Genomic DNA, 21,366 nt, shown 5'->3' on the forward strand with positions numbered 1-21,366 from the left:
CATAAATATACAGACTTACAACTTTTGGTTGGTAATACCATAATGGAAATTTATCATTCATTTTAGAAAATACTATACTTTAACGAGTGAGCTACCTTTCTATAAAAGACCTATCGACTGTTGCAATTATAGGCGTAAACAAGAATGATAAAAGAGTACGAGATTGAGTAACTATGTACACTTCTGCTGGCATACCAGGGTATAGGTATACGTTTTTAAACTGAGCAAGCTCTGGTTTTGGTATCACTACACGTACTGAATAATAACGCCCTAGCCTTGGATCATCAAGGGCATCGGGAGAAATATTGCTTACTATACCATTAATTAAACTTAAACGACGTGCACTGTAAGCACTTAAACGAACTTTAACCTTTAGCCCTTCTAGCCCATCAATAGAGACTATGTTGCTATCTTTCTTTTGTGCTGACAGTATCTCTTCTATGTTTCTGGTCTGAATTTTAGCATCTATTATTAGGTCATCATCCGATGGCACTACGCTCATGATCGGAACTCCAGATTGTATAACACCACCTTCAGTATGGTATCTTATATCTGTGACTATCCCATCTTGAGGCGATTTAATTATTGTACGTGCTAATGAATCTTCAGCAACCATCAGTCTCTCTTTCAAGTCTGCAATAGACGTACTAACTTCCTTAAGTTCAGCGTTTGCTCTTTCTTGAGAATCATTTCTCACGTTTATAATTTCTAATTCGTTCTCTCCAATTTTTTGCTGCACTTGAGATATTGCAGAACGGTAATGTCCAACTTTGCCTTCAATTTCAGCAAACTGCTTTTCTAAAGCTAAAATGTGTGGTTTGCTTATATGGCCACTATCAAGTAATTGTCTTTTTGTTTCCAACTCCTCAGTTATCAAGTCATATTGCTTATGAGCTGCATTTAGTTGAAAGTTTAGCCCCGCTAATTCATCATTTAACTGCTTTATACGTTGTTGCAGTATGTCTGTTTTTCCCAATATGCTCTTTCTCTGAGAGTTGAACAACTTTACTTGATTCTTTATCGCTTTATTTACAAGTTCATCGTGAGATAATTTTTTAACCTCATCAGGAAACTCGAGCGTGTCCAAATCTACTCTGATTGCAAGAAGCCTTGCTTCTGTTGCTAAAAATGATAAGAGCTTCTCTTTGATGATACTTAAATTCGCCTTCTCGTTAACATCACTCAACAAAACTAGAGGCTCATCTTTTTTAACTGCTTGACCCTCTTTTACTAAAATTTTGCTTATTATTCCTCCGCCCAAGTGTTGAACTATTTTTCTATTTGAAGATACAATAACTTCTCCACTTGCATGCACCGCACCGTCAATTGGAGCTATAGCCGACCAAATACCACCTATCCCAAAAAAGATGAGTATTACTACCAGACCAAAAAATAGTGGTCCCCATGTTACTTTCAGGACTTCATTTACGTTATTACTTTCGCGTTTTAAAATAAAATTTATCACTGCATCAATCAATGCAAACGTCTTATCCAAAAATTTTGGGTACTTCTTCTTTTTATTTTTTGCTCCTTGCATATTTATATTATCACCATGGCCAATCAAGCCTGTCAAAGAAAATCCAGCGCTAAGCTTTTTTAACTTACTTATCATAATACTACTGTGAATTTGTGTTAACTCAAGATAACACACAAAAACAAAGAATCTATAATTTAAGCATTCCATTTAGACTGTAGAGCACCAGAATAAACTATTTAGTAACAATTCCTGCATCAACTATGTTTTTAAAATTTTTTGACGTTTAACTTTATTATAACTTTTTCTTTATTTTGTGAATATCTGAGTTACTTATATTATGTAAGAAATCTATTGCCAACTAGTCAATATTCTGTTAGGAATTAAGATAATATAAAGTTATTATGCTTAAATTGGAAAGCAGAAAGTTCCTGATTACTGGCGCATCAGGCGGAATAGGGCAAGCAATTGTAAAAATTATGCACAAAGCCGGAGCAACTTTATGTATTTCTGGCACAAAAAAAGAAGTGCTCGAAGAAGTTGCTAAACAATATGAAAAAAACATGCATGTACTCCCTTGTGATTTATCAAATGCTGAGGAAGTAAATCAACTAATAAATAGAGCAAGTGAGCTGATGGAAGGCTTTGACGGGCTCGTATGCAATGCGGGTATTACGCGAGACAGTTTATTATTGAGAATGACAGATGAAGCATGGCAAAAAGTAATTGATATTAACTTGAGCTCTACATTTAAGCTGAGTAGAGAAGCATGCAGAAAACTAATTAAGAATAATTGGGGAAGAATTATAAATATTTCCTCAATAATAGGGCTGACAGGAAACGCCGGGCAAGCAAATTATGCGGCGTCTAAAGCTGGAATAATAGCTATGAGCAAATCCATAGCAAAAGAAGTTGCAAGTCGTAATATAACAGTAAATTGTATTGCTCCTGGGTTTATAGATACTAAAATGACTGAAGTTTTAAATGAAGGACAAAAGGGAAAAATATTAGATAATATTCCAATGAAAAGAATGGGAACAGGGGAAGAAATAGCAGCAGGGGTCTTGTTTTTAGCAAGTGATGAAGCAAAATATATAACAGGGCATGTGCTCAATATTAATGGTGGGTTATTTATGTAGCAACACTTATGTATGGACAAATTATAATTTTTACTTTAAAATAAAAAATGTGTAGGTGTAGGTTTAGGTTAATTTATTACTTAGAGGCAAAAAAATGAGCTCTATAATGGAATTTTTTAGTGTTTTTTGCGTAGTATTGCTTTTCTCTTTCTCAGGTTATGCAGCTGACCCTGATATGGATGACACAACTAAAGTAATATGCAATATTATTGGTTATGTTTGGGGGATAGGCGGTCCACTTATGACGGTAGTAATAATTGGTGCAGCTTTGCTTGCAATATTTGGCAGGATGCCGTGGCCAGCCCTCTTTGCTCTTGGCATGTTCTGTGGTGTATTTTTTGGCGCTAAAACTATCATAACGAAAATTATGCCCAACGTAAGCGATGAAGCAAAAACTATGTTGGAAAAGTGTGGACAAAAATAATCCAAAAAGTGCAGAAATGCTTTTTTGTTATCCATTAAACCGCTTCATATCTTCAACTTGCAACAAATAAGGGCTATCTTTTGGTAAAGTTTTAACAGCTAGCTCAGCATATTTTGTAAATTGCTTTAAATCACCTTCAATACAAGCCTTTTTTGTCAAGGCAAAATAATGCATTGCCGTATCAGCTTCACATTTATATGCAATGCTTAAATACTTCCAGACAAAAGCGTTATCTGGTTCTACATTCAAAATCTGCTCCAGGTAAAAAATCGCCTTTTTTGCATCACCGTGTAATAATAAAGTATGAGATAATGCAAGTTTCACTAAATAACTGTTTTTCTCAGATAAATACCTAAGCGATTCCTCATACATTTTTATTGCTTCACTTAAATTTCCGGCCTTGTATAGCATTTCTGCTTTTAATTCATATAGGTATGGGTCATTGCGTGACTCTTGAATCAATGAATTAACTTTAGCAATAGCCTCTTCTATCTTTCCTTGCCTATAGCAAACTATAGCATTTACATACTCAGAATTATTTTCATATTTATTAGATAACACATGAATAGGAGCAAAGAAAGAGTCTAGCTTGGCAACCACACGCTCAAACTTTAGTAACTTATCCGCAAAAATTGGTTTTACGTTGTTTTTAACCTTATAATTTTGTACAGCAAATATACGTTTCTCACTAAGTGGGTGAGTGCGGAAATATTCCTCGGTGTTCTCATGCTCAATACTTTTAAAATAATCAAAAATCTCTTTCATACCTGAATTATCATAGCCAGATTCATCAAGATACCTTAAAGCATAGCTATCTGCTACACTTTCTTGCTCTTGAGAATAGTTAAAAAATAGCCTTGAACTAAACGCTACACCACTAAGCAAAATTGCACCAGCAACCTGAGGGTTAATGATAATACTAGAAACTAATCCTACCATATAACTAATCATTGCTATCGATTGAAAATAACCCATAGCACTACTCATTTGCAATATATGACCAGCAGATATGTGAGCAATCTCATGTGCTAATATACCAAGCAGGACATAAGGTTTAGCCGAATATTGTAAAAGTCCTAAATGAATGAAAATACTGTTATTGTTAATTACAAAAGCATTAATCGAATTGTCATTAATTATAAAAACTTTTATTTGCTCATGATCAATATCCGCAGCAGAAAATAAAGGTTGCGCTAGCTCTTTCACTATTGCTTCCACTTCACTATCTCTAATAATGTTAATAGAGTAAGCATTATTACAATATGCAAAAAAGAACAATAAGGTCAAAAACTTAGCAACTCTAAACATGAAAATTCTGTGCTTGTATAATTTATAGAAATTCTATATTTTAACACTTAAATTATACAAATTTATAAACGCTAGTTTAAATTTTTAACGTAACTGATAAGTTTGTCGATGGTAGTTAACTTAATTTTATGTTGTTCAGCAAATTTAAGTAACTGAGGTAAGCGCATCATAGAGCCATCATCATTCACTAATTCACAAATAACTGCTGAATGATCAAACCCTACTAACTTCGCCATTTCAACACTCGCTTCAGTATGACCAGCACGTTGTGCCACCCCACCTTTATGTGCAATTACAGGAAAAACATGACCTGGAGTTATGATGTCATCCTGAGTACCATCCTTGTTGATAGCAGCATGTATAGTTTTCGTTCTATCCTCTGCTGAAACACCGGTTGTAATGCCATAACGTGCATCAATTGATGTAGTAAATGCGGTATGATTTTCACCAATATTTTTCTTTTCCATGAAATTAAGGCCCAACCTTTTCATGTGAAATTTAGTCATTGCTAAGCAAACAACCCCTGTACCGTACCTAACCATAAAAGCCATATGTTCCGGCTTTATTTTCTCAGCTAAGACAATCAAATCGCCTTCATTTTCTCTATTTTCATCATCAACTAAAATGAATAATTTACCGGAACGAGCATCCTCTAATACATCTTCCACAGAAGAAATACCTGGTAGACTCATTGAAGCATAAGTGGCCTGTACCATAATAATTTACTTAAATTCAATCTTAACTATTTTATACAATTTCTCTCCATTTGGCACTGTCACTTCCACATATTCACCGACTTTTTTGCCGATTAAGGCACTCCCAAGTGGTGAACTAGTAGATATTAATTGCTTTGAAACATCAGCTTCATATTCGCCTACAACCTTATAAACATATTCCACTTCACCGTTATTATCACTTAACATGCTTAATGTCACAGTTGCACCAAACATTACTGAATCACCAGACAAATTTTTTACTTCTATTACTTCCGCATGTGAGAGCTTACTTTCTATCTCCATTATACGGCCTTCAATAAAACCTAACCTTTCCCGTGCTGCATGATACTCTGCGTTTTCAGACAAATCACCTTGATCACGAGCATCAGAAATAGCCTGTATCACAGAAGGTTTTTCTTCCTTTAATTTTTCAAGTTCGGCTTGCATATTCTCAAAACCTTCCCTCGTCATAGGAAATTTATTAATAATGGATGAAGCCATAATCACCACCTAAACGCAATTAAATTGAGTAACGAAATTACTCACAATGTTAAAAATATCACCTTTTATATCATCACTCATGTCATTTGACAACTTTTTTAAAACCCCAGGGTGTACAGTATGAAAATAATTAATAAGATCATGTTCAAATTTATTAATGTAACTTATTTGTATTTTACTTAACTGATTATATAGGTTAGAAAAAATATACATCAGCACTACTTGCTCTTCTATTGACATAGGTAAATGTTGTTTTTGCTTTAATAACTCGACAAGATATTTACCCTTATTCAAGGATAATTGAACACTAGCATCAAGATCAGAACCAAATTTTGCAAAATCTTCTAATTCTCTATACTGAGCTAAGCTTAGCTTTATAGAACCAGCAACTTTCTTCACAGACTTTAGTTGTGCAGCAGAACCAACCCGTGAAACTGACAAACCTATATTTACTGCAGGTCGAAATCCTTTATAAAATAATTCAGACTCAAGAAAGATCTGCCCATCGGTAATTGAAATAACATTTGTTGGCACATATGCAGATACATCACCAGCTTGAGTTTCGACAATTGGCAAAGCAGTTAAAGAACCCTGCCCTTTTTTATCAGACATTTTAGCAGCTCTTTCAAGCAAGCGAGAATGTACATAGAATATATCTCCAGGGTAAGCTTCACGACCAGGAGGACGTCTGAGCAATAAAGACATCTGCCTATATGCCACAGCATGCTTAGATAAATCATCATATATAATCAAACAATGCATTCCATTGTCACGGAAAAATTCCCCAATAGTGCAACCAGCATAAGGTGCTAAAAATTGCATAGGCGCGCAGTCAGATGCACTAGCCACAACTACAGTTGTATACTCTAATGCTCCGCTTTCTTTCAGCTTATTTACCACTTTTGCTACTGTTGAAATTTTTTGCCCAATAGCAACATAAACACAGTAAACTTTTTGATTTTCGTTTACCTCATCGTTAATCTTCTTCTGATTGATAATAGTATCAAGCGCAATAGTAGTTTTACCAATTTGTCTATCACCAATAATTAATTCACGCTGCCCTCTACCTATTGGAATTAGCAAATCTATAATTTTAATTCCTGTTTGCAGTGGCTCATGCACAGACTTACGATCAATAATGCCTGGCGCTTTAGATTCTATATCCATTCTGTTTTTGGCTCTAATTTCCCCACCGTCGTCCATAGGATGGCCCAACGCATTTACAACTCTCCCTAACAATTCATGCCCTACAGGCACCTGCACAACATCACCACTACATTTTACAACGTCCCCTTCTTTCACATCACGGTCATTACCAAGCACAACTATTCCAGCCGTATCATGATCTAAATCGAGAACTATTCCTTCTACACCACTTGCAAAAAATACCTTTTCACCGAATTTTGCTTTTTCCAGCCCATAAACCAATGCGATACCATCTGTTACTGAAATTACTTCACCTATATTTTCCCGCTTTATAGGATTATCAAACGTCTCAACCTTTTCTCTTATTATACTTGCTATCTCAGAAACATTCATACTGTTCTTCATACAAAATTCCTTACTTTTAATATTTCCATTTTACTTAAGTCAACTAACCTATCCAAGTAACTTTTTAGCGAAGCATCGATCAAATTAAAACCATACCTAACTACGAAGCCACCTAGTATAGAAGGGTCAACCACATTGCTTACTTTTATTATTTTACCAAGAAAGCTCAAAGATTCAGTAATTATTTTTATATCAGATTCCTTTAAAGTTTCTGCTGACTTTATAGTAATTCCGAATTCATTTTCATTTTCTCTTGCAAGACTTAAGAATTTTTCTAATATAAGGATCAATAAACTAGAGCGTTTATTTGCAAATATAACCATAATAAATTTTACTAAATTCTCACTCAAGTGCTCATTTATAGAAAGCATCACTTCTTTTTTGTGTGCAAAAGAAATCATAGGATGAGATAGGTACACAAAAACATCACGTTGATCCTTAAAAAAAGCCAACAAAAATTCTACTTCTTTCCTTATAATACCTAACCTGCTTCCTGAGACATGAAATAGCACTCTAGCGTAAGATGAAACTAAATTATTGTATTGGGTCTTTTTCATATTAAATCCAGTAAATCTAAATTAATTCAGCTACAAATCTTTCATTCTTCAATCCAAGCATTTTTTATATAAACAGGTCTTCTCTTTAAGGAAAGAAAATATAAATCATATCTGACTGAATAATCTAAAAAACTAAGGTTTTTACTTAAGAAATACTTAGAAGAATTTATAATAGACTGACATTGAAGATGAGATATCGGTATTTCTTTTCCAAGTAAACTTGTTTTAACTTCTATAAAAATCAGCTCCTTTTTTTTAGATACAATTAAGTCAATTTCACCGAACTTACAACGGTAACGGCGTTTTATAACATTATACCATTTCAGTTTTAAATATACTAAAACTAATAACTCGCCAAAGTAACCTACAAAGTAGCGTAACCTACTTACCACAAGAAGAACAATTATGATAACAATTAACTTTGTGTAACTACTTTGCCTCCTTCTTTATTTTTACTATAAACCTTACCTCTTGCTGCAATATCCCTATCAACCAGTTCTATCACTGCCATTGAAGCGCAATCACCCTTTCGAGTGCTAAATTTTATTATTCTAGAATACCCACCTTTACGATCTTGATAACGGCTGGCTAAGACGTTTAATAACTTATCAACTGCTAACTTACTATTATGAAGGCGTGAAAGCAAAAGTCTTCTACCATGTAAAGTATTCTTATTCTTAGCAATTGTAATAAACTTTTCGACATATGGACGAAGTTCCTTAGCTTTTGGTAAAGTAGTTACAATCTGCTCATGGTTAATTAATGAGATAGATAGATTCTTTAACGTCGATAATCTATGTTCAGTACAACGAGATAGTTTACGTTTTTTTATTCCATGTTTCATATATCACCTAATCTTCATCAGTATGTTGTTTAGCCAACTCATCTATATCCTTAGGTGGCCAGTTTAGCACATTCATACCCAAAGACAAGCCAAAATTAGTCAAAACTGCCTTAATCTCATTCAAAGACTTTCTGCCAAAATTAGCAGTTCTTAACATTTCACCTTCTGTCTTTTGCACAAGATCACCTATATAAGTGATGTTTTCGTTTTTCAGACAGTTATGAGACCTGACAGATAATTCCATTTCATCTACCTTACGCAATAAGACAGGGTCATAACCCAAATCTTTAGCACCACTAGACGAAGAAACCTGCGATTTTTTATAACTTACATCAGAACTAATAAAGGGCTGAAGTTGCTCCTGTAATATTCTTGCAGCAGAGTCAACAGCTTGACTCGGAGAAATTGTACCATCAGTTTCAATTGACAATATCAGCTTATCCTTATCAGTCACTTGGCCAACACGACTGTTCTCTACCCTGTACGAAACCCTGTTGACAGGGCTATACAAAGCATTAACTGGAATAAAACCAATTAAATCCTGTTCACTCATAAGCTTCAAAAGTTCGTTTTCTTTATACTTAATTACAGGAAGATAACCTTTTCCGCTAGCCACATATATGGTCATGTTAAGCTCTACATTTTGCCCCAGCGTACATATTAATAAATCCTTATTAACAATAGAGCATTGATCATCAGTTTCTATCATCCCAGCTAATACCTGGCAAGGCCCTTTAGCGTTTAAATTTAAGCATTTATTAGAAGCACCATTTAATTTACACCTCAACATACCCATATTTAATACTATATCAGTTACGTCTTCTCTCACCCCTTGAATTGAAGTGAACTCATGAGTTACACCTTCAATTTTTATTCCATAAACAGCACTACCTTTAAGAGAAGATAACATTACACGTCTTAATGCATTACCTAATGTTAAAGCAAAACCACTTTCCAACGGTTCTAGCACTATATCACTTTTTTCACTTGAATCATCTGATATTACCTTAACTGAACTAGGTTTAATCAATTTATCTAAATTGCTACAGAGAGAAACATCATTATTATAATACATAAAACAACCTTTTCAAATATCCTATACTCTTCTTTTTTTTCTTAACCTGCACCCATTATGAGGAATTGCGGTTTTATCTGCAATTGAAGTCACAGTCAACCCACAGCTCTGAAGTGCTTTAACCGCAGCTTCGGTACCAAAGCCAGGACCGCGAATTATTACAGAGACAACCTTCATACCAAATCTCTCCATTGCGTTCTTCGCAGCAGACTCCGCAGCCTTACCTGCAGCATAAGGTGTGGATTTTCTCGAACCTGAAAAACCACATGCACCCACAGAAGTTTGACATAGCGTATTACCATGAACATCAGTTACATTTACAAAAGTATTATTAAAAGTTGCACGAATATGGACAACACCAGTAATAAACTCCTTCTTACTCTTACTAACCGTTTTGACTTTTTTCATTAAAACTCACAATAATAATAAATTTTATTTTTTCCCAGCAATAGGCAACCGAGATCTACCTTTACGAGTCTTAGCATTAGTATGAGTCCTTTGCCCTCTCACAGGTAAACCTTTTCTATGTCTCACCCCTCTATAGCATCCCATTTCCACTAAAGATTTTATGTTCATAGCCACTTCTTTTCTGAGCTCACCTTCTATAACATAATTTTGTCTAATGAAACCGCTGATCTTTTCTATATCTTCATCTCGTAATTCTGAAACACGTTTGCGCTTATCAACTTCGCAAGCGTGACAAATTACATTCGCAGTAGCAATACCTATACCATATATATAAGTTAATGCAAAAGGAACACATTTCCTCACTGGAATATTTATGCCTGCAATACGTGCCACTGGTACCTCGATACTTTATTAATAACAACTCTTAATTTATACCATAAAACAACTCAGAGTCAAACCAAATTACAAGAAATTTTACTTTCAATCTCTTGCGTTACCTCATCAACACTCAAATTAGCGTCAATTGTTAATAATTTGCCTTTATAATACTCGCGTAAACCTTTCATTTGAAGGTGATATTCACTTATTCTCTTATTAATTGCAGACATATCAGCATCATCAATTCTTTTCTCTAACCTCGTACTTTTACATTTAGCACAAGTAGTACTCTTAAAAGAAGATACACTATATATGCTTTTACAGTCCAAACACGCGAGACGATTTTTTAACCTATCGATTGCAATATTATCGTCAAGCTGCAGCTCAACTACAATGTCAACATCCCTATTATATTTTTCTTGCAAAACTTGAGTCAAAAAATGAGCCTGGTTTAAATTTCTCGGAAAACCATCTAATAAGCAATTATCATCCACTAATGCAAGCTGGTCACGTAATAATCCACATATAATTTCATCTTGAATTAAATTACCAGATTCCACGGTACCCTTTATTTTTTTACCTAACTCACTACTGCTAGATATAATATTCCTTAATAAATCCCCTACTGAAATTAATTTTAAATTATATTTTGCTATTAACAAGCTTGACTGAGTACCTTTACCAGAACCTGGAGGACCAAAAATCGTAATGATCATCTTACTTTCCTCGTTTTAGACTCATATTTCTTTATCCAGTTGTCGTACCTATTTGAAAAAATATAAGATTGTATTTGCATAATAGTATCAGTAATAACGTTCACTATAATCAGTAAGCTCGTCCCACCAAAAATAAATGGTATATCATAATAATATCTCATAACTTCAGGTACAGTACATATGACTACCAAATACGCAGAGCCAATGAATGTCAACTTAAAAACTATATCTTGAAGGTAATCAGAAGTATGTTTCCCAGGCCTTCTACCAGGTATAAAACCACCATTTTTTTTAAGAAAATCTGCGTTTTCCTCTGGATTAAATATAAAATTGGTATAGAAAAAATTAAAAAATACTATCAGCACCAAATAGGCTACAATATATACTACTTTATTTGCCATAAAGTAATTCAAAATAAAATCAGAAAAAGCGTGCCCCTTATAGAAATTTGCAATTGAAATAGGTGTCAATAAAATTGCATTAGCAAAAATGGTTGGTACTACACCAGATAAATTAATCTTCAATGGAATATAAGTAAAATCGTCATTATGTAATCTTTTAAATTGCTTTTTAGGATGTTGAACAATAACCTTTCTATAAGAAGACTCTACAAAAATGACTAAGAGTAGCAGCAAAAAAAACAATACCAAAACAAAAAGGATAATAAATAACGATACGCTACCGTTTTTATTTAACGTTAACAAAGATGACAAAGCGCTGTGTAACTCTGATATTATACCCGTGAAAATGATTAATGAGATACCATTGCCTATACCGCTAGCGCTGATTCGTTCACCAAGCCATATTAAAAGCATAGTTCCACCTAAAAGGCTGAAAACACCTATTGTACGAAACATAACACCAGGTTCGATTACAACCAATACCCCTTCCCTATTCATCCCTTCCAATCCAACCAAAATTGGAATTGATTGAAATACACAAATTACTATGGTCAGATAGCGTATATAAGAATTCATCTTTCTACGGCCTGACTCTCCATCATTCTTAACTTCCTTCATTCCTTTAATCGCAGAAGAAAGTAACTGAATAATGATAGAAGCCATTATATATGGCATAACGTTCAATGCTAGAATTGTCATTCTAGCCAATGCACCACCAGAAAATAAATTAAATACTCCAAAAACGCCTGAGCCATCTTTGGGAAATATATCATTAATTACATCAAGATTAATTCCAGGAATAGGCACATAAGTACCCAAGCGATAGCAAATTAAAGCTATTAGCGTAAAAAATATACGCTTTAATAAATCGCCTTTATATAACAACGTAGGATCCAAGCTATTAAATGCTGATTTATTGCCCATGACTTACGATAGTATTTCCACACTACCACCAACTGAAGCTACAGATTTTTTTGCAGCTTCTGACGCAAAATCAACATGAAACACAAATTTTTCGCTCAACTTACCTTTATTAAGAAGTTTAATTTTATCCTTAATAGACTTTATAAAACCTAATTTATACAGCCTCTCCTTATCTATAACAGAGTCTTTCACTATTTTTTTAGCTTCCATTAAGCGCTGTATATCGCCAACATTAATTATAGAGTATATGCTCCTACGTATAGGCTTAAAACCTCTTTTAGGCAAACGAGTATATATAGACTGTTGTCCACCCTCAAAACCATTTATAGAAACTCCACTTCTAGCCTTCTGCCCTTTATGCCCTCTACCGGATGTTTTACCTTTACCACAACCGATACCTCTACCCAGCAACTTAGGCTTCTTTTTCTTAGATAATTTAGTAAATATAGAGTTTAATTTTACAGCATTATTCATACTTTACCTGTTTCCAACTATCTCGCTAATCTTTTTGCCTCTTTTGCTTGCTACCTGACGAGGAGATAACATACTATCAAAAGCCTTAAACACCGCACATATAACGTTATGAGGATTATTTGATCTAGTGGATTTAGCTACCACATCCTTTATACCTAACACCTCAAAAACTGATCTAATCGCTCCACCAGCAATAATACCTGTTCCGGCTCTTGCGGTTCTTAAAACTATCTCACCAGAACAAAATTTAGCTTTAATATCATGATGCAAAGTTCTACCTTCACGCAAGTACACTCTAATCATTGATTTCTTTGCAGCATTTACAGCTTTGACTCTTGCTTCAGCAACTTCTGCGTGCTTACCTATTCCACACCCTACCCTACCCTTCTCATCGCCAACAACAACCAAAATTGAAAATGAAAATCTTCTACCACCTTTGGTAACCGTTGTCACTCTTCGTACCGAAACTAAAAGCTCTGATAAATCATTATTATTTTGTAAATTCTTTATAGCCATATTCAAAACCTTCTAAAATTCAAATCCAGAACTTCTTAAAGCCTCAGCAAATTGAGAAACTAATCCTGTGTATTTATACGCTCCACGATCAAACGTAAGCTGCTGCTCTAATTTCATGCCAGACAGACGCTCAACCATTAAAGAAGAAACCTGTTTTATAGTTTCAGCGTTGACTTTCCCTTTACATACATCCTTAATTTTAGCATCCAAAGTAGAAGCTGAAGTGAGAGTTATTCCTTTTACATCATTAATTAACTGGACATAAAAATGCCTATTAGATTTAAATATGGATATACGTAAACGTTCAGCGCTCTTGTCAAGCTTCGCTCTATTACGTAACTTCCTTTTTTCAGAATTACTTAAAAAATTATACGATCTTTTCATTTTTATTACTTCTTTTTACTTACAACCTTACGCAGCATAAATTTGCCTTTTATTACAACACCCTTACCTTTATAAGGATCATATTTTCTAATTTTGCATATATCAGACGCCACCATATAGACCTTCTGCTTATCCATACCACTAACTACTAAGTGAGTTGGCTTTATGCACTTAATCTCAACATCTTTAGGCACTTTATATTTAACATTATGGCTATAACCAAGATATAAAGTCAAATACTTACCATCACACTCTGCCTTATATCCCACACCGTTAATCTCAAGATTAACAGAAAAACCATCAACCATGCCGTTAATGATATTATTAATATTACTCCTATAAGTGCCCCACATAGGCTTTATTTTATCATAATTATCTTTATCTTGATCAACAGAAAGCAATAGCTGATTATCAATAATCTGACACACAACATCCCTGATCAAGCTAACTTCCTTTTCAGCCTTAGCACTCTTTATTAACATACTACCATTATTATATTCAACTGAAACACCAGCAGGAATATTGATAGGAGCAGCACCTATACGAGACATGAATTTCTCCTATTATTTAAAACACACGACACAAAACTTCTCCACCAACCTTTAACTTATGTGCATTATAATCAGTCATCACTCCTTTGGGTGTCGATATAATAAAAATACCAAGACCATTATATGCTTTAGAAATGTCCTTATACTTAGAATAACGACGACAACCAGGCTTTGACACCCTAACTATGTCACTAATTACAGGTAACTTCTCATAATACTTCAATTTTACAATGAAAGAAGGTAAATTACCTACAACTTGCTTTTCATAATCAAGGATATACCCTTCCTCTTTTAAAATCTCCAATATAGAAGAATTCATCTTAGAAAATAGTACCCTTGTTGCCCTATGCATTGCCAATTGAGCATTACGTATCCTTGTTAAAAAATCACCAATACTATCAGATAACGCCACAATATACTCCTTATATTATATTTACCAACTAGACTTTGTAACTCCTGGAACTTGCCCAAAAGAACATAAATCACGCAAAACAATTCTACATAAACCAAATTTTCTATATACTCCTCTTGGTCTCCCAGTTAAAGCACACCTATTTCTAATTTTGGTTTTAGAAGAATTTCTAGGCAATTTTTTAATTAATTTATTTTGAGCTGTAAACCTTTCTACAATAGACAAATTCTTATTATTTATTATAGATTTCAATTTTTCTCTTTTTTCTTTATATTGATCGCACAACTTTATTCTGCGAAGATTTCTTTCTATCATAGATTTTTTTGCCATATATTTCTCCTCTCAATTAATCAAAAAAAGGAAATTTAAGAGCCAGTAATAATTCCTTTGCTTCCTTATCACTAACTGCACTTGTTATAATATTAATATCCATACCTCTAATTTTACTTATTTTATCATAGTCTATTTCTAAAAACGAGATATGTTCCTTTATACCAAAGGAAAAATTACCATTACCGTCAAATTGCTTCACACTAAATCCTCTAAAATCTTTTTCCCTTGGCAAAGCAATATATATCAATCTTTCTAAAAACTCATACATTTTATCTCTACGCAAAGTTACTTTGCAACCTACTGTAGCACCTTTTCTGATCTTGAAGCCAGAAATAGATTTTTTTGCAAAAGTTGATAAAGGCTTCTGCCCAGCAATCAAATATAGGCTATCAAGTGGTTCATTTATTGCTTTACTATCTGTAGCAGCATCTCCAACGCCCATATTGATACACACCTTGACAAGTTTAGGCACTTGCATTATATTGCCGTAATTAAACTTATCCTTCAAGGACTTTACTATGCTATCTTTATACAATTCTTTAAACATATCAACCTAATCTATCACTTCTCCAGAAACTTTTGCAAAACGCACTTTTCTACCGTCTATAACCTTAAACCCCACTCTAGTTGGAGTTTTATATTTAGGGTCCAATGTTGCAACGTTGGATATATCAATAGCTAACTCTTTATTTAATATACCACCACTACTACCAGCTTTTGGTTTAGTATGTCTCTTATGCACATTCACTCCAGAAACAATTACTTTCTTTTTAGCATCACGTGCTATAACTTTGATTACCTTACCAATTTTTCCCTTATCTTTACCAGTTAAAACTATAACGTCGTCACCACTTTTTATTTTAGCACTCATTATAAAACCTCAACAGCTAATGACATTATCTTCATAAAAGAACCAGATGATAACTTTTTTACCGGACCAAACACCCGAGTGCCAAGTGGTTCACCTTGATCGTTAATCAAAACTACAGCATTGCTAGAAAAACGAATTACAGAACCATCAGATTTTCTAATAGGGCTTTTCACCCTCACCACAACTGCTCTATATACTTTTCCCTTCTCAACTTTCCCTCTTGGAGTAATAGATTTAGTAGATACAATAACTGTGTCACCTATAGATGCAGACTTTCTACCACCCAATAAACCAATACAAAGCACTGCACGCGCGCCAGAATTATCAGCTACTTCCAACAATGTATTTTTTTGAATCATATAAATATCCTATTCAATGTGAGCTATTAACAATAACCCATTTTTTAGTAGTAGAAATAGGCTTGTGTTCTTGTATTAAAACCTTGTCCCCTTCTTTACAACTATTATTCTCATCATGTGCTGTATACTTCTTGTATTTTTTTATAACCTTTTTATACAGCTCATCCTTATACACTTGTAATACCGAAACCTTTACAGTCTTATCACACTTAGCCTTAGTTACAGTACCACAAAAAACCTTTTTAGGCATTCTTTTCCTCTCTTCTTCTTTTATTTAATGTAGTTAAAATACGAGCTATGCTCTTTCTTATTAAGCTAAAACGCGAAATATTGTTGCACTGGCCCAGCTTCTTTTGAAAAACCAAATTAACAAACTCTTTTCTCAAATTCACAAGAATTTCATGCAATTCTTGCGAGGACCTCGATTCAATGTCAGCTATATCCATTGCAACTCCATTTAATTATGATTAGATACAAATTTACACTTCATAGGAAGCTTAGCAGTTGCCTTTTCAAGCGCCAATCTTGCTAAATGCATGGGAACATCACTGCTAATTTCAAACAACATTCTACCGGGCTTAGCTTTAAATACCCAAAACTCAACACTACCTTTCCCTTTACCCATACGCACATCCGCCGGCTTTTTACTAACAGGGGTATCAGGAAAAATTCTTATCCACACTTTACCAGAGCGTTTTAATGTTCTAGATATTACACGCCTTGCAGTTTCAATATGCTTAGATTGAATCCTACCTGCTTCCATAGCCTTTAGACCATAATCTCCAAAAGATAATGTGCTACCACCTTTCGTGTTACCCTTAATTCGTCCTTTAAATACTTTTTTATATTTACTTTTTTTAGGAATAAACATTTCAATATACCTAATTAGTTACCAATATAAACCCAGACCTTAACTCCTATGATGCCATATATAGTTTTTGCTTCAGCAAAAGCATAATCTATATTAGCACGTAAAGTATGCAAAGGCAAACGGCCTTCTTTATACCACTCAGTACGAGCTATCTCAGCTCCGCCAAGGCGCCCAGAACAACTTACTTTAATACCTCTAGCACCCATCCTCAAACAACTTTGAATAGCTTTTTTCATCGCTCTTCTAAATGAAACCCTTTTTTCTAACTGCTGTGCAATGCTGTTTGATATTAAAACTGCATCTATTTCAGACCTTTTAACCCCTACTACATTCACTTCCACATTATTTTTTACTTTTTCAGCTATCTTTTGCTTTATCTTCTCAATATCCGAGCCTTTCTTACCTATTATCACTCCAGGTCTAGAAGAATGTATTATTACAGATACCAAATCGATCGTACGCTCTATAATTACTTTAGAAACACCAGCATGCTTAAAAGATTCATTTATATAACTGCGAATAGATAAATCTTGATGCAACCCTTGTTTATAACCCTTCTCAGCATACCAAATAGATGACCAAGTATTAATTATTTTTAACCTAAATCCTTTAGGATTAACGTTTCCCATATTTTTGCACTTTCCTTATTAATTTTCTATTTTTATGAATCATATAATTTCCCCCAATTTTACAGTTATATTACTATAACGTTTACTAACTCTATTAGCTCTACCCATAGCTTTTGGACATACCCTACGCAAAGTAAGAGACTTACCTATTAAAATTTCTTTTATATATAAATTATCGATATCCAATCCATAATTTTGAGCATTAGCAATCGCAGAATTTAATACCTTCCTTATAAGACCTGCAGCTTTCTTTTCACAAAATCTTAATTGCACAGTGGCAAAAGAAACTTTTTTATTACGTACTAAACCAGCAACCAAATTCAATTTACGAGGAGTTGATTTTAAAACCCTAGAACCAGCTTTAACTATTACATCTCTGTTTTTCATATCAATTACCTTCTTGTCGCCTTTTTATCACCACTATGCCCAGTAAATTTACGAGTGGGTGAAAACTCACCAAACTTATGACCTATCATATTCTGATCATTAACATTCACAGGAATGTAATCCTTACCATTATAAACAGCAAACTTTAAACCTAAACAATTAGGAAGAATTACAGAAGCCCTGGAATGAACTTTTATAGCCATGTTAACAAACCCCTTGTTTAAAGCATTATTCACCGACTTTAATATAGAAGGATGACAAAAAGGAGGCTTCCATGCAGATCTACTCATAAACTAACCTTTCAATTGTTTTATATACTTATCACTAGATTTATTTCTCCTTCGAGTTTTCTTTCCTTTTGTTGCAACACCCCAAGGAGTAACAGGATGACGACCACCAGAGGTTTTTCCTTCCCCGCCTCCATGAGGATGGTCAACCGGATTCATTGCAACTCCACGTACAGTAGGTCTAATCCCAAGCCACCTACTTCTCCCAGCTTTACCCAACTTTCTATTCTTATGGTCAGGGTTAGATACTACACCAATAGTAGCCTTGCAAGAAGATAAAATCAACCTAATTTGACCAGACCTGAGTCGTAATAAAATATATTGGCCATCACGACCAACGATTTGTGCATAACAACCAGCAGCTCTAGCAATCGCAGCACCATTACCTGGCTTCAGCTCAACATTATGAACGAAAGAACCAACAGGTATATGCTTGAGTAGTAAACAATTCCCTGGCAAAATATCAGCATCATTCCCAGCTGTAACAACATCACCTGGCTTCATACCTTGAGGAGCTAATATATAAGACTTAATATCATCTTCCTTATATGATATTAACGCCAAAAACCCACTTCTATTTGGGTCATACTCTATTTTTTCAACTATACCTTGACCACTTCTATTACGCTTAAAATCTATCACTCTATACTTCTTTTTGTGACCACCACCCCTATGACGAGTTGTAATTCTACCATGATTATTTCTTCCACCACTGGACTTTTTACCGGATGTAAGAGACTTTTCTGGCTCATCTTTTGATAAACCAACTTTACTTACTAACACAGTCCCACGAGAAGACGGAGTAACAGGATTAAAAAATTTCATACCCATACTAAACGCTCATTATATCTAATTTTTGACCATCCATCAAAGAAAAATAAACTTTCTTTTTCTGTTTTTCACAACCAATCACACCCCTAAAACGCCTATATTTAGGCTTAATTCTAACAACATTTATAGAAGAAATTTTAACATCAAATAGAGACTCTATTGCCAACTTTATTTGACGCTTATTTACATTTACAAAAACATACAAAGAATATTTATTAAACTTCTCCCTCAAAAAAGAGGCCTTTTCTGTAATTATAGGAGATTTTATTATATTATTATATTTGATCATAACAATCTACCTTCAAGATGCTTTAAAGTATCCTTTGTCAACATCACGCATTCGTGATTCAATATATCAAAAACATTTAACCCAATAGGTTTGATTAAGTCTACATAGTGCAAGTTTTTAGCCGCACGCAACAAATCATCTCCATAATCACCAACTATCAAAAAGGAAGAAAATTTAAAATTTTTAATACATTTACACATTTCAGACGTTTTCTTCACATCAATATTTAAATTATCCAGAATAATTACTTGATTATTTAAATACTTTAGAGATAAAGCAATTTTTAAACCAAATTTGCGTACCTTCTTATTAAGAGAATAAGTATGACTCCTCACAACAGGGCCGAAAATAATCCCACCACCTCTAAATTGAGGAGATCGCAAGCTCCCTTGTCTTGCCCTACCGGTACGTTTTTGACCATAAGGTTTAGCTGTTGTACCAGAGACATCACTAATACCTTTTGTTTTATGAGTACCAGCTCTTCTCTTCGCTAATTGCCATCTCACTATATCATGCAAAATACTCAATTTTTGCTTAGCAGAAAATATCAAAGGATTGAGCTGAGCAGTACCTACATTATCATTAGATAGATTAACTAAATTACATTCCATAACTAACTTACCAAATTACTAGCATCATCATTTACATCTAACAGTAAACCTACCGGAAAAGGAACATCTTTATGTAAAGATTTTTTAACTGCATCTCTTACAAAAACATAGGAATTTTTAAACCCAGGAACATTATTACCCTTCACAGCAATTATACTATTTTCATGATCAATGGATAATATCTTCATATTTTGTGCAGTTATCCTGCTGTTACCTAAATGACCAGCCATTTTCTTTCCTTTGAATACTCTACCAGGATCCTGACATTGGCCAGTGGAACCTTGTGATCTGTGAGCAATAGAAACACCATGAGATGCCCTAAGCCCACTGAAATTATGCCGCTTCATCACACCAGCAAATCCTTTACCTATAGAATAACCCGTAATATCAAGATATTGACCAACCACAAAATGATTGATTCCCACTTTTTTACCACATTCTATTCCCGACAGGTCATTTAATCTACTTTCGTATAACTTACATTTATTATTTATACCCTTTTTCTTTAAATATTCCAACTGAGGTTTTGCTATATTTTTAAAATCTCCTGTGCCTAAAATGACTGAATTATAGCCACATTTATCTTGTCCTTTTATATCAATAATATAAGTTTCGCTGAGATGCAATAAAGTTACAGCCATGCGACTATTGTCAGAATACATAGCAGTATGACCAATATTCATCATTAGTAAACCAATTCTCCTCAGCGAATTTATTCTCTTCATTTCCTTCTCCTAAACCTTAACTTCCTTGACTTTTAAATCCACTTCTACGCCAGCAGAAAAAGATAAACCTGTAAGCATCTGCATCATAGTAGGAGTAAGATCATGTAAAACAATCAAACGCCTAGAAGTTCTCATTTCAAACTGTTCACGAGATTTTTTATCAACGTGAGGAGATCTATTAACAATAAATTTAGAATCTTTCCTTGGCAACGCAATCGGACCAGATAATTTTGCACTGGACCGCTTTAATTCATCAACAAATTTTCGAACACACTCCTCCAATAAAGAACAATCGAAAGCCTTAATGTTAATATATATATCTTGCTTCATCTTAGTTACTACACTCACTCCAAAATTTCAGAAACAACACCAGAACCAACAGTTCTACCGCCTTCTCTTATCGCAAAACGCAATCCCTTA

At 34.1% G+C, this 21,366-nt stretch carries 36 protein-coding genes; 2 read left to right on the top strand and 34 right to left on the bottom strand.

The genetic code is table 11. The annotated features are described in order from the left end of the window. Positions 1 to 91: 91 nt before the first annotated feature. Positions 92 to 1,612, bottom strand: a complete 1,521-nt coding sequence (locus WOCAOBSORBRA_RS01595) for an HlyD family type I secretion periplasmic adaptor subunit (protein WP_174515762.1) — start codon at positions 1,610 to 1,612, stop codon at positions 92 to 94. Positions 1,613 to 1,878: 266 nt separating this feature from the next. Here WOCAOBSORBRA_RS01595 and fabG point away from each other — a divergent pair, with 266 nt between their 5' ends. After that, a complete protein-coding gene (gene fabG, locus WOCAOBSORBRA_RS01600; protein WP_015589136.1) occupies positions 1,879 to 2,613 on the top strand; it encodes a 3-oxoacyl-[acyl-carrier-protein] reductase in 735 nt (244 codons plus the stop codon). Positions 2,614 to 2,707: 94 nt separating this feature from the next. Beyond that, positions 2,708 to 3,037, top strand: coding sequence for a TrbC/VirB2 family protein (locus tag WOCAOBSORBRA_RS01605; protein WP_155968336.1), 330 nt, complete (start codon positions 2,708 to 2,710; stop codon positions 3,035 to 3,037). Between the two features lie 27 nt (positions 3,038 to 3,064). Here the strand turns inward: WOCAOBSORBRA_RS01605 and WOCAOBSORBRA_RS01610 are convergent, their stop codons facing one another. From WOCAOBSORBRA_RS01610 to WOCAOBSORBRA_RS01770, 33 genes are all read right to left on the bottom strand, one after another. After that, positions 3,065 to 4,345 carry a M48 family metalloprotease gene (locus WOCAOBSORBRA_RS01610; protein ID WP_174515763.1) on the bottom strand — a complete coding sequence of 427 codons (1,281 nt, stop codon included), beginning with the start codon at positions 4,343 to 4,345 and terminating at the stop codon, positions 3,065 to 3,067. A gap of 71 nt (positions 4,346 to 4,416) precedes the next feature. Beyond that, positions 4,417 to 5,061 (bottom strand): 3,4-dihydroxy-2-butanone-4-phosphate synthase, encoded by a 645-nt coding sequence (ribB, locus tag WOCAOBSORBRA_RS01615; RefSeq protein ID WP_007549343.1) that lies wholly within the window; start codon positions 5,059 to 5,061, stop codon positions 4,417 to 4,419. Positions 5,062 to 5,067: 6 nt separating this feature from the next. Then, a complete protein-coding gene (greA, locus tag WOCAOBSORBRA_RS01620; RefSeq protein ID WP_007549342.1) occupies positions 5,068 to 5,562 on the bottom strand; it encodes a transcription elongation factor GreA in 495 nt (164 codons plus the stop codon). Positions 5,563 to 5,571: 9 nt separating this feature from the next. Further along, positions 5,572 to 7,113 carry a F0F1 ATP synthase subunit alpha gene (gene atpA, locus WOCAOBSORBRA_RS01625; protein ID WP_012673176.1) on the bottom strand — a complete coding sequence of 514 codons (1,542 nt, stop codon included), beginning with the start codon at positions 7,111 to 7,113 and terminating at the stop codon, positions 5,572 to 5,574. Next, positions 7,110 to 7,670 carry an ATP synthase F1 subunit delta gene (atpH, locus tag WOCAOBSORBRA_RS01630; RefSeq protein WP_174515764.1) on the bottom strand — a complete coding sequence of 187 codons (561 nt, stop codon included), beginning with the start codon at positions 7,668 to 7,670 and terminating at the stop codon, positions 7,110 to 7,112. Before atpH ends, atpA begins: the two co-directional genes overlap by 4 nt. A gap of 41 nt (positions 7,671 to 7,711) precedes the next feature. Continuing rightward, the gene (locus tag WOCAOBSORBRA_RS01635) at positions 7,712 to 8,062 is read right to left on the bottom strand and encodes a YraN family protein (RefSeq protein ID WP_012673177.1); all 351 of its coding nucleotides are present in this window, start codon (positions 8,060 to 8,062) and stop codon (positions 7,712 to 7,714) included. A gap of 23 nt (positions 8,063 to 8,085) precedes the next feature. Continuing rightward, entirely contained in the window at positions 8,086 to 8,514 is a 429-nt protein-coding gene (gene rplQ, locus WOCAOBSORBRA_RS01640) for a 50S ribosomal protein L17 (protein WP_007550873.1), read from the bottom strand. Between the two features lie 7 nt (positions 8,515 to 8,521). Continuing rightward, on the bottom strand, positions 8,522 to 9,589 hold the full coding sequence (locus tag WOCAOBSORBRA_RS01645; protein ID WP_077188176.1) for a DNA-directed RNA polymerase subunit alpha: 1,068 nt from the start codon (positions 9,587 to 9,589) through the stop codon (positions 8,522 to 8,524). Between the two features lie 21 nt (positions 9,590 to 9,610). Continuing rightward, positions 9,611 to 9,997, bottom strand: a complete 387-nt coding sequence (gene rpsK, locus WOCAOBSORBRA_RS01650) for a 30S ribosomal protein S11 (protein WP_015589137.1) — start codon at positions 9,995 to 9,997, stop codon at positions 9,611 to 9,613. Positions 9,998 to 10,021: 24 nt separating this feature from the next. Then, on the bottom strand, positions 10,022 to 10,390 hold the full coding sequence (gene rpsM / locus WOCAOBSORBRA_RS01655) for a 30S ribosomal protein S13 (RefSeq protein ID WP_010962745.1): 369 nt from the start codon (positions 10,388 to 10,390) through the stop codon (positions 10,022 to 10,024). Positions 10,391 to 10,449: 59 nt separating this feature from the next. Continuing rightward, on the bottom strand, positions 10,450 to 11,091 hold the full coding sequence (locus tag WOCAOBSORBRA_RS01660; protein WP_007550178.1) for an adenylate kinase family protein: 642 nt from the start codon (positions 11,089 to 11,091) through the stop codon (positions 10,450 to 10,452). Then, positions 11,088 to 12,416 (bottom strand): preprotein translocase subunit SecY, encoded by a 1,329-nt coding sequence (gene secY / locus WOCAOBSORBRA_RS01665; RefSeq protein ID WP_010962747.1) that lies wholly within the window; start codon positions 12,414 to 12,416, stop codon positions 11,088 to 11,090. The genes WOCAOBSORBRA_RS01660 and secY overlap by 4 nt, the downstream gene beginning before the upstream one ends. Positions 12,417 to 12,419: 3 nt before the next feature. Next, the gene (gene rplO, locus WOCAOBSORBRA_RS01670) at positions 12,420 to 12,890 is read right to left on the bottom strand and encodes a 50S ribosomal protein L15 (protein ID WP_006279863.1); all 471 of its coding nucleotides are present in this window, start codon (positions 12,888 to 12,890) and stop codon (positions 12,420 to 12,422) included. Between the two features lie 3 nt (positions 12,891 to 12,893). Beyond that, a complete protein-coding gene (rpsE, locus tag WOCAOBSORBRA_RS01675) occupies positions 12,894 to 13,406 on the bottom strand; it encodes a 30S ribosomal protein S5 (protein WP_010962748.1) in 513 nt (170 codons plus the stop codon). 12 nt (positions 13,407 to 13,418) lie between these two features. Then, positions 13,419 to 13,790, bottom strand: coding sequence for a 50S ribosomal protein L18 (gene rplR / locus WOCAOBSORBRA_RS01680; RefSeq protein ID WP_006279867.1), 372 nt, complete (start codon positions 13,788 to 13,790; stop codon positions 13,419 to 13,421). Between the two features lie 5 nt (positions 13,791 to 13,795). Next, positions 13,796 to 14,341, bottom strand: coding sequence for a 50S ribosomal protein L6 (gene rplF, locus WOCAOBSORBRA_RS01685; RefSeq protein WP_007551152.1), 546 nt, complete (start codon positions 14,339 to 14,341; stop codon positions 13,796 to 13,798). A gap of 16 nt (positions 14,342 to 14,357) precedes the next feature. After that, a complete protein-coding gene (gene rpsH / locus WOCAOBSORBRA_RS01690; protein WP_155968326.1) occupies positions 14,358 to 14,753 on the bottom strand; it encodes a 30S ribosomal protein S8 in 396 nt (131 codons plus the stop codon). Between the two features lie 21 nt (positions 14,754 to 14,774). After that, positions 14,775 to 15,083: a 30S ribosomal protein S14 gene (gene rpsN, locus WOCAOBSORBRA_RS01695; protein WP_064124653.1), complete on the bottom strand. Its 309-nt coding sequence runs from the start codon at positions 15,081 to 15,083 to the stop codon at positions 14,775 to 14,777. Positions 15,084 to 15,099: 16 nt separating this feature from the next. Continuing rightward, complete coding sequence (gene rplE / locus WOCAOBSORBRA_RS01700) at positions 15,100 to 15,633, bottom strand: 50S ribosomal protein L5 (RefSeq protein ID WP_010962750.1); 534 nt, start codon at positions 15,631 to 15,633, stop codon at positions 15,100 to 15,102. 6 nt (positions 15,634 to 15,639) lie between these two features. Then, on the bottom strand, positions 15,640 to 15,957 hold the full coding sequence (gene rplX / locus WOCAOBSORBRA_RS01705) for a 50S ribosomal protein L24 (protein WP_006279347.1): 318 nt from the start codon (positions 15,955 to 15,957) through the stop codon (positions 15,640 to 15,642). Beyond that, complete coding sequence (gene rplN / locus WOCAOBSORBRA_RS01710) at positions 15,957 to 16,316, bottom strand: 50S ribosomal protein L14 (protein ID WP_006279348.1); 360 nt, start codon at positions 16,314 to 16,316, stop codon at positions 15,957 to 15,959. The genes rplX and rplN overlap by 1 nt, the downstream gene beginning before the upstream one ends. Positions 16,317 to 16,329: 13 nt before the next feature. Then, positions 16,330 to 16,566, bottom strand: a complete 237-nt coding sequence (rpsQ, locus tag WOCAOBSORBRA_RS01715) for a 30S ribosomal protein S17 (RefSeq protein WP_007549925.1) — start codon at positions 16,564 to 16,566, stop codon at positions 16,330 to 16,332. Further along, a complete protein-coding gene (gene rpmC / locus WOCAOBSORBRA_RS01720) occupies positions 16,559 to 16,762 on the bottom strand; it encodes a 50S ribosomal protein L29 (protein ID WP_006279350.1) in 204 nt (67 codons plus the stop codon). The genes rpsQ and rpmC overlap by 8 nt, the downstream gene beginning before the upstream one ends. Before the next feature lie 11 nt (positions 16,763 to 16,773). Further along, positions 16,774 to 17,187 carry a 50S ribosomal protein L16 gene (gene rplP, locus WOCAOBSORBRA_RS01725; RefSeq protein ID WP_010962752.1) on the bottom strand — a complete coding sequence of 138 codons (414 nt, stop codon included), beginning with the start codon at positions 17,185 to 17,187 and terminating at the stop codon, positions 16,774 to 16,776. 14 nt (positions 17,188 to 17,201) lie between these two features. Then, positions 17,202 to 17,816 carry a 30S ribosomal protein S3 gene (gene rpsC, locus WOCAOBSORBRA_RS01730; protein ID WP_010962753.1) on the bottom strand — a complete coding sequence of 205 codons (615 nt, stop codon included), beginning with the start codon at positions 17,814 to 17,816 and terminating at the stop codon, positions 17,202 to 17,204. Positions 17,817 to 17,855: 39 nt separating this feature from the next. Then, on the bottom strand, positions 17,856 to 18,203 hold the full coding sequence (gene rplV, locus WOCAOBSORBRA_RS01735) for a 50S ribosomal protein L22 (protein WP_007549821.1): 348 nt from the start codon (positions 18,201 to 18,203) through the stop codon (positions 17,856 to 17,858). A gap of 5 nt (positions 18,204 to 18,208) precedes the next feature. Next, complete coding sequence (rpsS, locus tag WOCAOBSORBRA_RS01740) at positions 18,209 to 18,493, bottom strand: 30S ribosomal protein S19 (RefSeq protein WP_006279181.1); 285 nt, start codon at positions 18,491 to 18,493, stop codon at positions 18,209 to 18,211. Positions 18,494 to 18,496: 3 nt separating this feature from the next. After that, positions 18,497 to 19,321, bottom strand: a complete 825-nt coding sequence (gene rplB / locus WOCAOBSORBRA_RS01745; RefSeq protein WP_155968324.1) for a 50S ribosomal protein L2 — start codon at positions 19,319 to 19,321, stop codon at positions 18,497 to 18,499. A 1-nt stretch (position 19,322) separates the two neighbouring features. After that, on the bottom strand, positions 19,323 to 19,610 hold the full coding sequence (locus tag WOCAOBSORBRA_RS01750; protein ID WP_015589144.1) for a 50S ribosomal protein L23: 288 nt from the start codon (positions 19,608 to 19,610) through the stop codon (positions 19,323 to 19,325). Then, positions 19,607 to 20,221, bottom strand: coding sequence for a 50S ribosomal protein L4 (gene rplD / locus WOCAOBSORBRA_RS01755; protein ID WP_012673183.1), 615 nt, complete (start codon positions 20,219 to 20,221; stop codon positions 19,607 to 19,609). Before rplD ends, WOCAOBSORBRA_RS01750 begins: the two co-directional genes overlap by 4 nt. A gap of 2 nt (positions 20,222 to 20,223) precedes the next feature. Continuing rightward, on the bottom strand, positions 20,224 to 20,946 hold the full coding sequence (gene rplC / locus WOCAOBSORBRA_RS01760; RefSeq protein ID WP_006279218.1) for a 50S ribosomal protein L3: 723 nt from the start codon (positions 20,944 to 20,946) through the stop codon (positions 20,224 to 20,226). A gap of 9 nt (positions 20,947 to 20,955) precedes the next feature. Further along, a complete protein-coding gene (gene rpsJ, locus WOCAOBSORBRA_RS01765; RefSeq protein ID WP_012673184.1) occupies positions 20,956 to 21,276 on the bottom strand; it encodes a 30S ribosomal protein S10 in 321 nt (106 codons plus the stop codon). 14 nt (positions 21,277 to 21,290) lie between these two features. Beyond that, a partial coding sequence (locus tag WOCAOBSORBRA_RS01770) for an EF-Tu C-terminal domain-related protein (protein ID WP_174515765.1) occupies positions 21,291 to 21,366 on the bottom strand: 76 nt, incomplete at its 5' end.

Source organism: Wolbachia endosymbiont of Cardiocondyla obscurior, assembly GCF_902713635.1.
Lineage (GTDB): Bacteria > Pseudomonadota > Alphaproteobacteria > Rickettsiales > Anaplasmataceae > Wolbachia > Wolbachia pipientis.

Coding starts and splice junctions, on each gene's coding strand:
- rplE (WP_010962750.1), bottom strand. CDS start 15,633: ATGTTTAAAGAATTGTATAAAGATAGCATAGTAAAGTCCTTGAAGGAT.
- ribB (WP_007549343.1), bottom strand. CDS start 5,061: ATGGTACAGGCCACTTATGCTTCAATGAGTCTACCAGGTATTTCTTCT.
- rpsQ (WP_007549925.1), bottom strand. CDS start 16,566: ATGCCTAAAAAGGTTTTTTGTGGTACTGTAACTAAGGCTAAGTGTGAT.
- rpsN (WP_064124653.1), bottom strand. CDS start 15,083: ATGGCAAAAAAATCTATGATAGAAAGAAATCTTCGCAGAATAAAGTTG.
- rplD (WP_012673183.1), bottom strand. CDS start 20,221: ATGGAATGTAATTTAGTTAATCTATCTAATGATAATGTAGGTACTGCT.
- secY (WP_010962747.1), bottom strand. CDS start 12,416: ATGGGCAATAAATCAGCATTTAATAGCTTGGATCCTACGTTGTTATAT.
- rplN (WP_006279348.1), bottom strand. CDS start 16,316: ATGATTCAAAAAAATACATTGTTGGAAGTAGCTGATAATTCTGGCGCG.
- fabG (WP_015589136.1), top strand. CDS start 1,879: ATGCTTAAATTGGAAAGCAGAAAGTTCCTGATTACTGGCGCATCAGGC.
- rplO (WP_006279863.1), bottom strand. CDS start 12,890: ATGAATAATGCTGTAAAATTAAACTCTATATTTACTAAATTATCTAAG.
- rplB (WP_155968324.1), bottom strand. CDS start 19,321: ATGGGTATGAAATTTTTTAATCCTGTTACTCCGTCTTCTCGTGGGACT.
- rplX (WP_006279347.1), bottom strand. CDS start 15,957: ATGAGTGCTAAAATAAAAAGTGGTGACGACGTTATAGTTTTAACTGGT.
- WOCAOBSORBRA_RS01605 (WP_155968336.1), top strand. CDS start 2,708: ATGAGCTCTATAATGGAATTTTTTAGTGTTTTTTGCGTAGTATTGCTT.
- rplF (WP_007551152.1), bottom strand. CDS start 14,341: ATGTCTCGTATAGGTGCTGCTCCTATCAATATTCCTGCTGGTGTTTCA.
- atpA (WP_012673176.1), bottom strand. CDS start 7,113: ATGAAGAACAGTATGAATGTTTCTGAGATAGCAAGTATAATAAGAGAA.
- rplR (WP_006279867.1), bottom strand. CDS start 13,790: ATGAAAAGATCGTATAATTTTTTAAGTAATTCTGAAAAAAGGAAGTTA.
- atpH (WP_174515764.1), bottom strand. CDS start 7,670: ATGAAAAAGACCCAATACAATAATTTAGTTTCATCTTACGCTAGAGTG.
- WOCAOBSORBRA_RS01660 (WP_007550178.1), bottom strand. CDS start 11,091: ATGATCATTACGATTTTTGGTCCTCCAGGTTCTGGTAAAGGTACTCAG.
- rpsJ (WP_012673184.1), bottom strand. CDS start 21,276: ATGAAGCAAGATATATATATTAACATTAAGGCTTTCGATTGTTCTTTA.
- rplC (WP_006279218.1), bottom strand. CDS start 20,946: ATGAAGAGAATAAATTCGCTGAGGAGAATTGGTTTACTAATGATGAAT.
- rplV (WP_007549821.1), bottom strand. CDS start 18,203: ATGAAAAACAGAGATGTAATAGTTAAAGCTGGTTCTAGGGTTTTAAAA.
- rpsS (WP_006279181.1), bottom strand. CDS start 18,493: ATGAGTAGATCTGCATGGAAGCCTCCTTTTTGTCATCCTTCTATATTA.
- rplQ (WP_007550873.1), bottom strand. CDS start 8,514: ATGAAACATGGAATAAAAAAACGTAAACTATCTCGTTGTACTGAACAT.
- rpsE (WP_010962748.1), bottom strand. CDS start 13,406: ATGGCTATAAAGAATTTACAAAATAATAATGATTTATCAGAGCTTTTA.
- rpsC (WP_010962753.1), bottom strand. CDS start 17,816: ATGGGAAACGTTAATCCTAAAGGATTTAGGTTAAAAATAATTAATACT.
- rpsK (WP_015589137.1), bottom strand. CDS start 9,997: ATGAAAAAAGTCAAAACGGTTAGTAAGAGTAAGAAGGAGTTTATTACT.
- greA (WP_007549342.1), bottom strand. CDS start 5,562: ATGGCTTCATCCATTATTAATAAATTTCCTATGACGAGGGAAGGTTTT.
- WOCAOBSORBRA_RS01645 (WP_077188176.1), bottom strand. CDS start 9,589: ATGTATTATAATAATGATGTTTCTCTCTGTAGCAATTTAGATAAATTG.
- rplP (WP_010962752.1), bottom strand. CDS start 17,187: ATGTTTATTCCTAAAAAAAGTAAATATAAAAAAGTATTTAAAGGACGA.
- WOCAOBSORBRA_RS01750 (WP_015589144.1), bottom strand. CDS start 19,610: ATGATCAAATATAATAATATAATAAAATCTCCTATAATTACAGAAAAG.
- WOCAOBSORBRA_RS01595 (WP_174515762.1), bottom strand. CDS start 1,612: ATGATAAGTAAGTTAAAAAAGCTTAGCGCTGGATTTTCTTTGACAGGC.
- WOCAOBSORBRA_RS01610 (WP_174515763.1), bottom strand. CDS start 4,345: ATGTTTAGAGTTGCTAAGTTTTTGACCTTATTGTTCTTTTTTGCATAT.
- rpmC (WP_006279350.1), bottom strand. CDS start 16,762: ATGGATATAGCTGACATTGAATCGAGGTCCTCGCAAGAATTGCATGAA.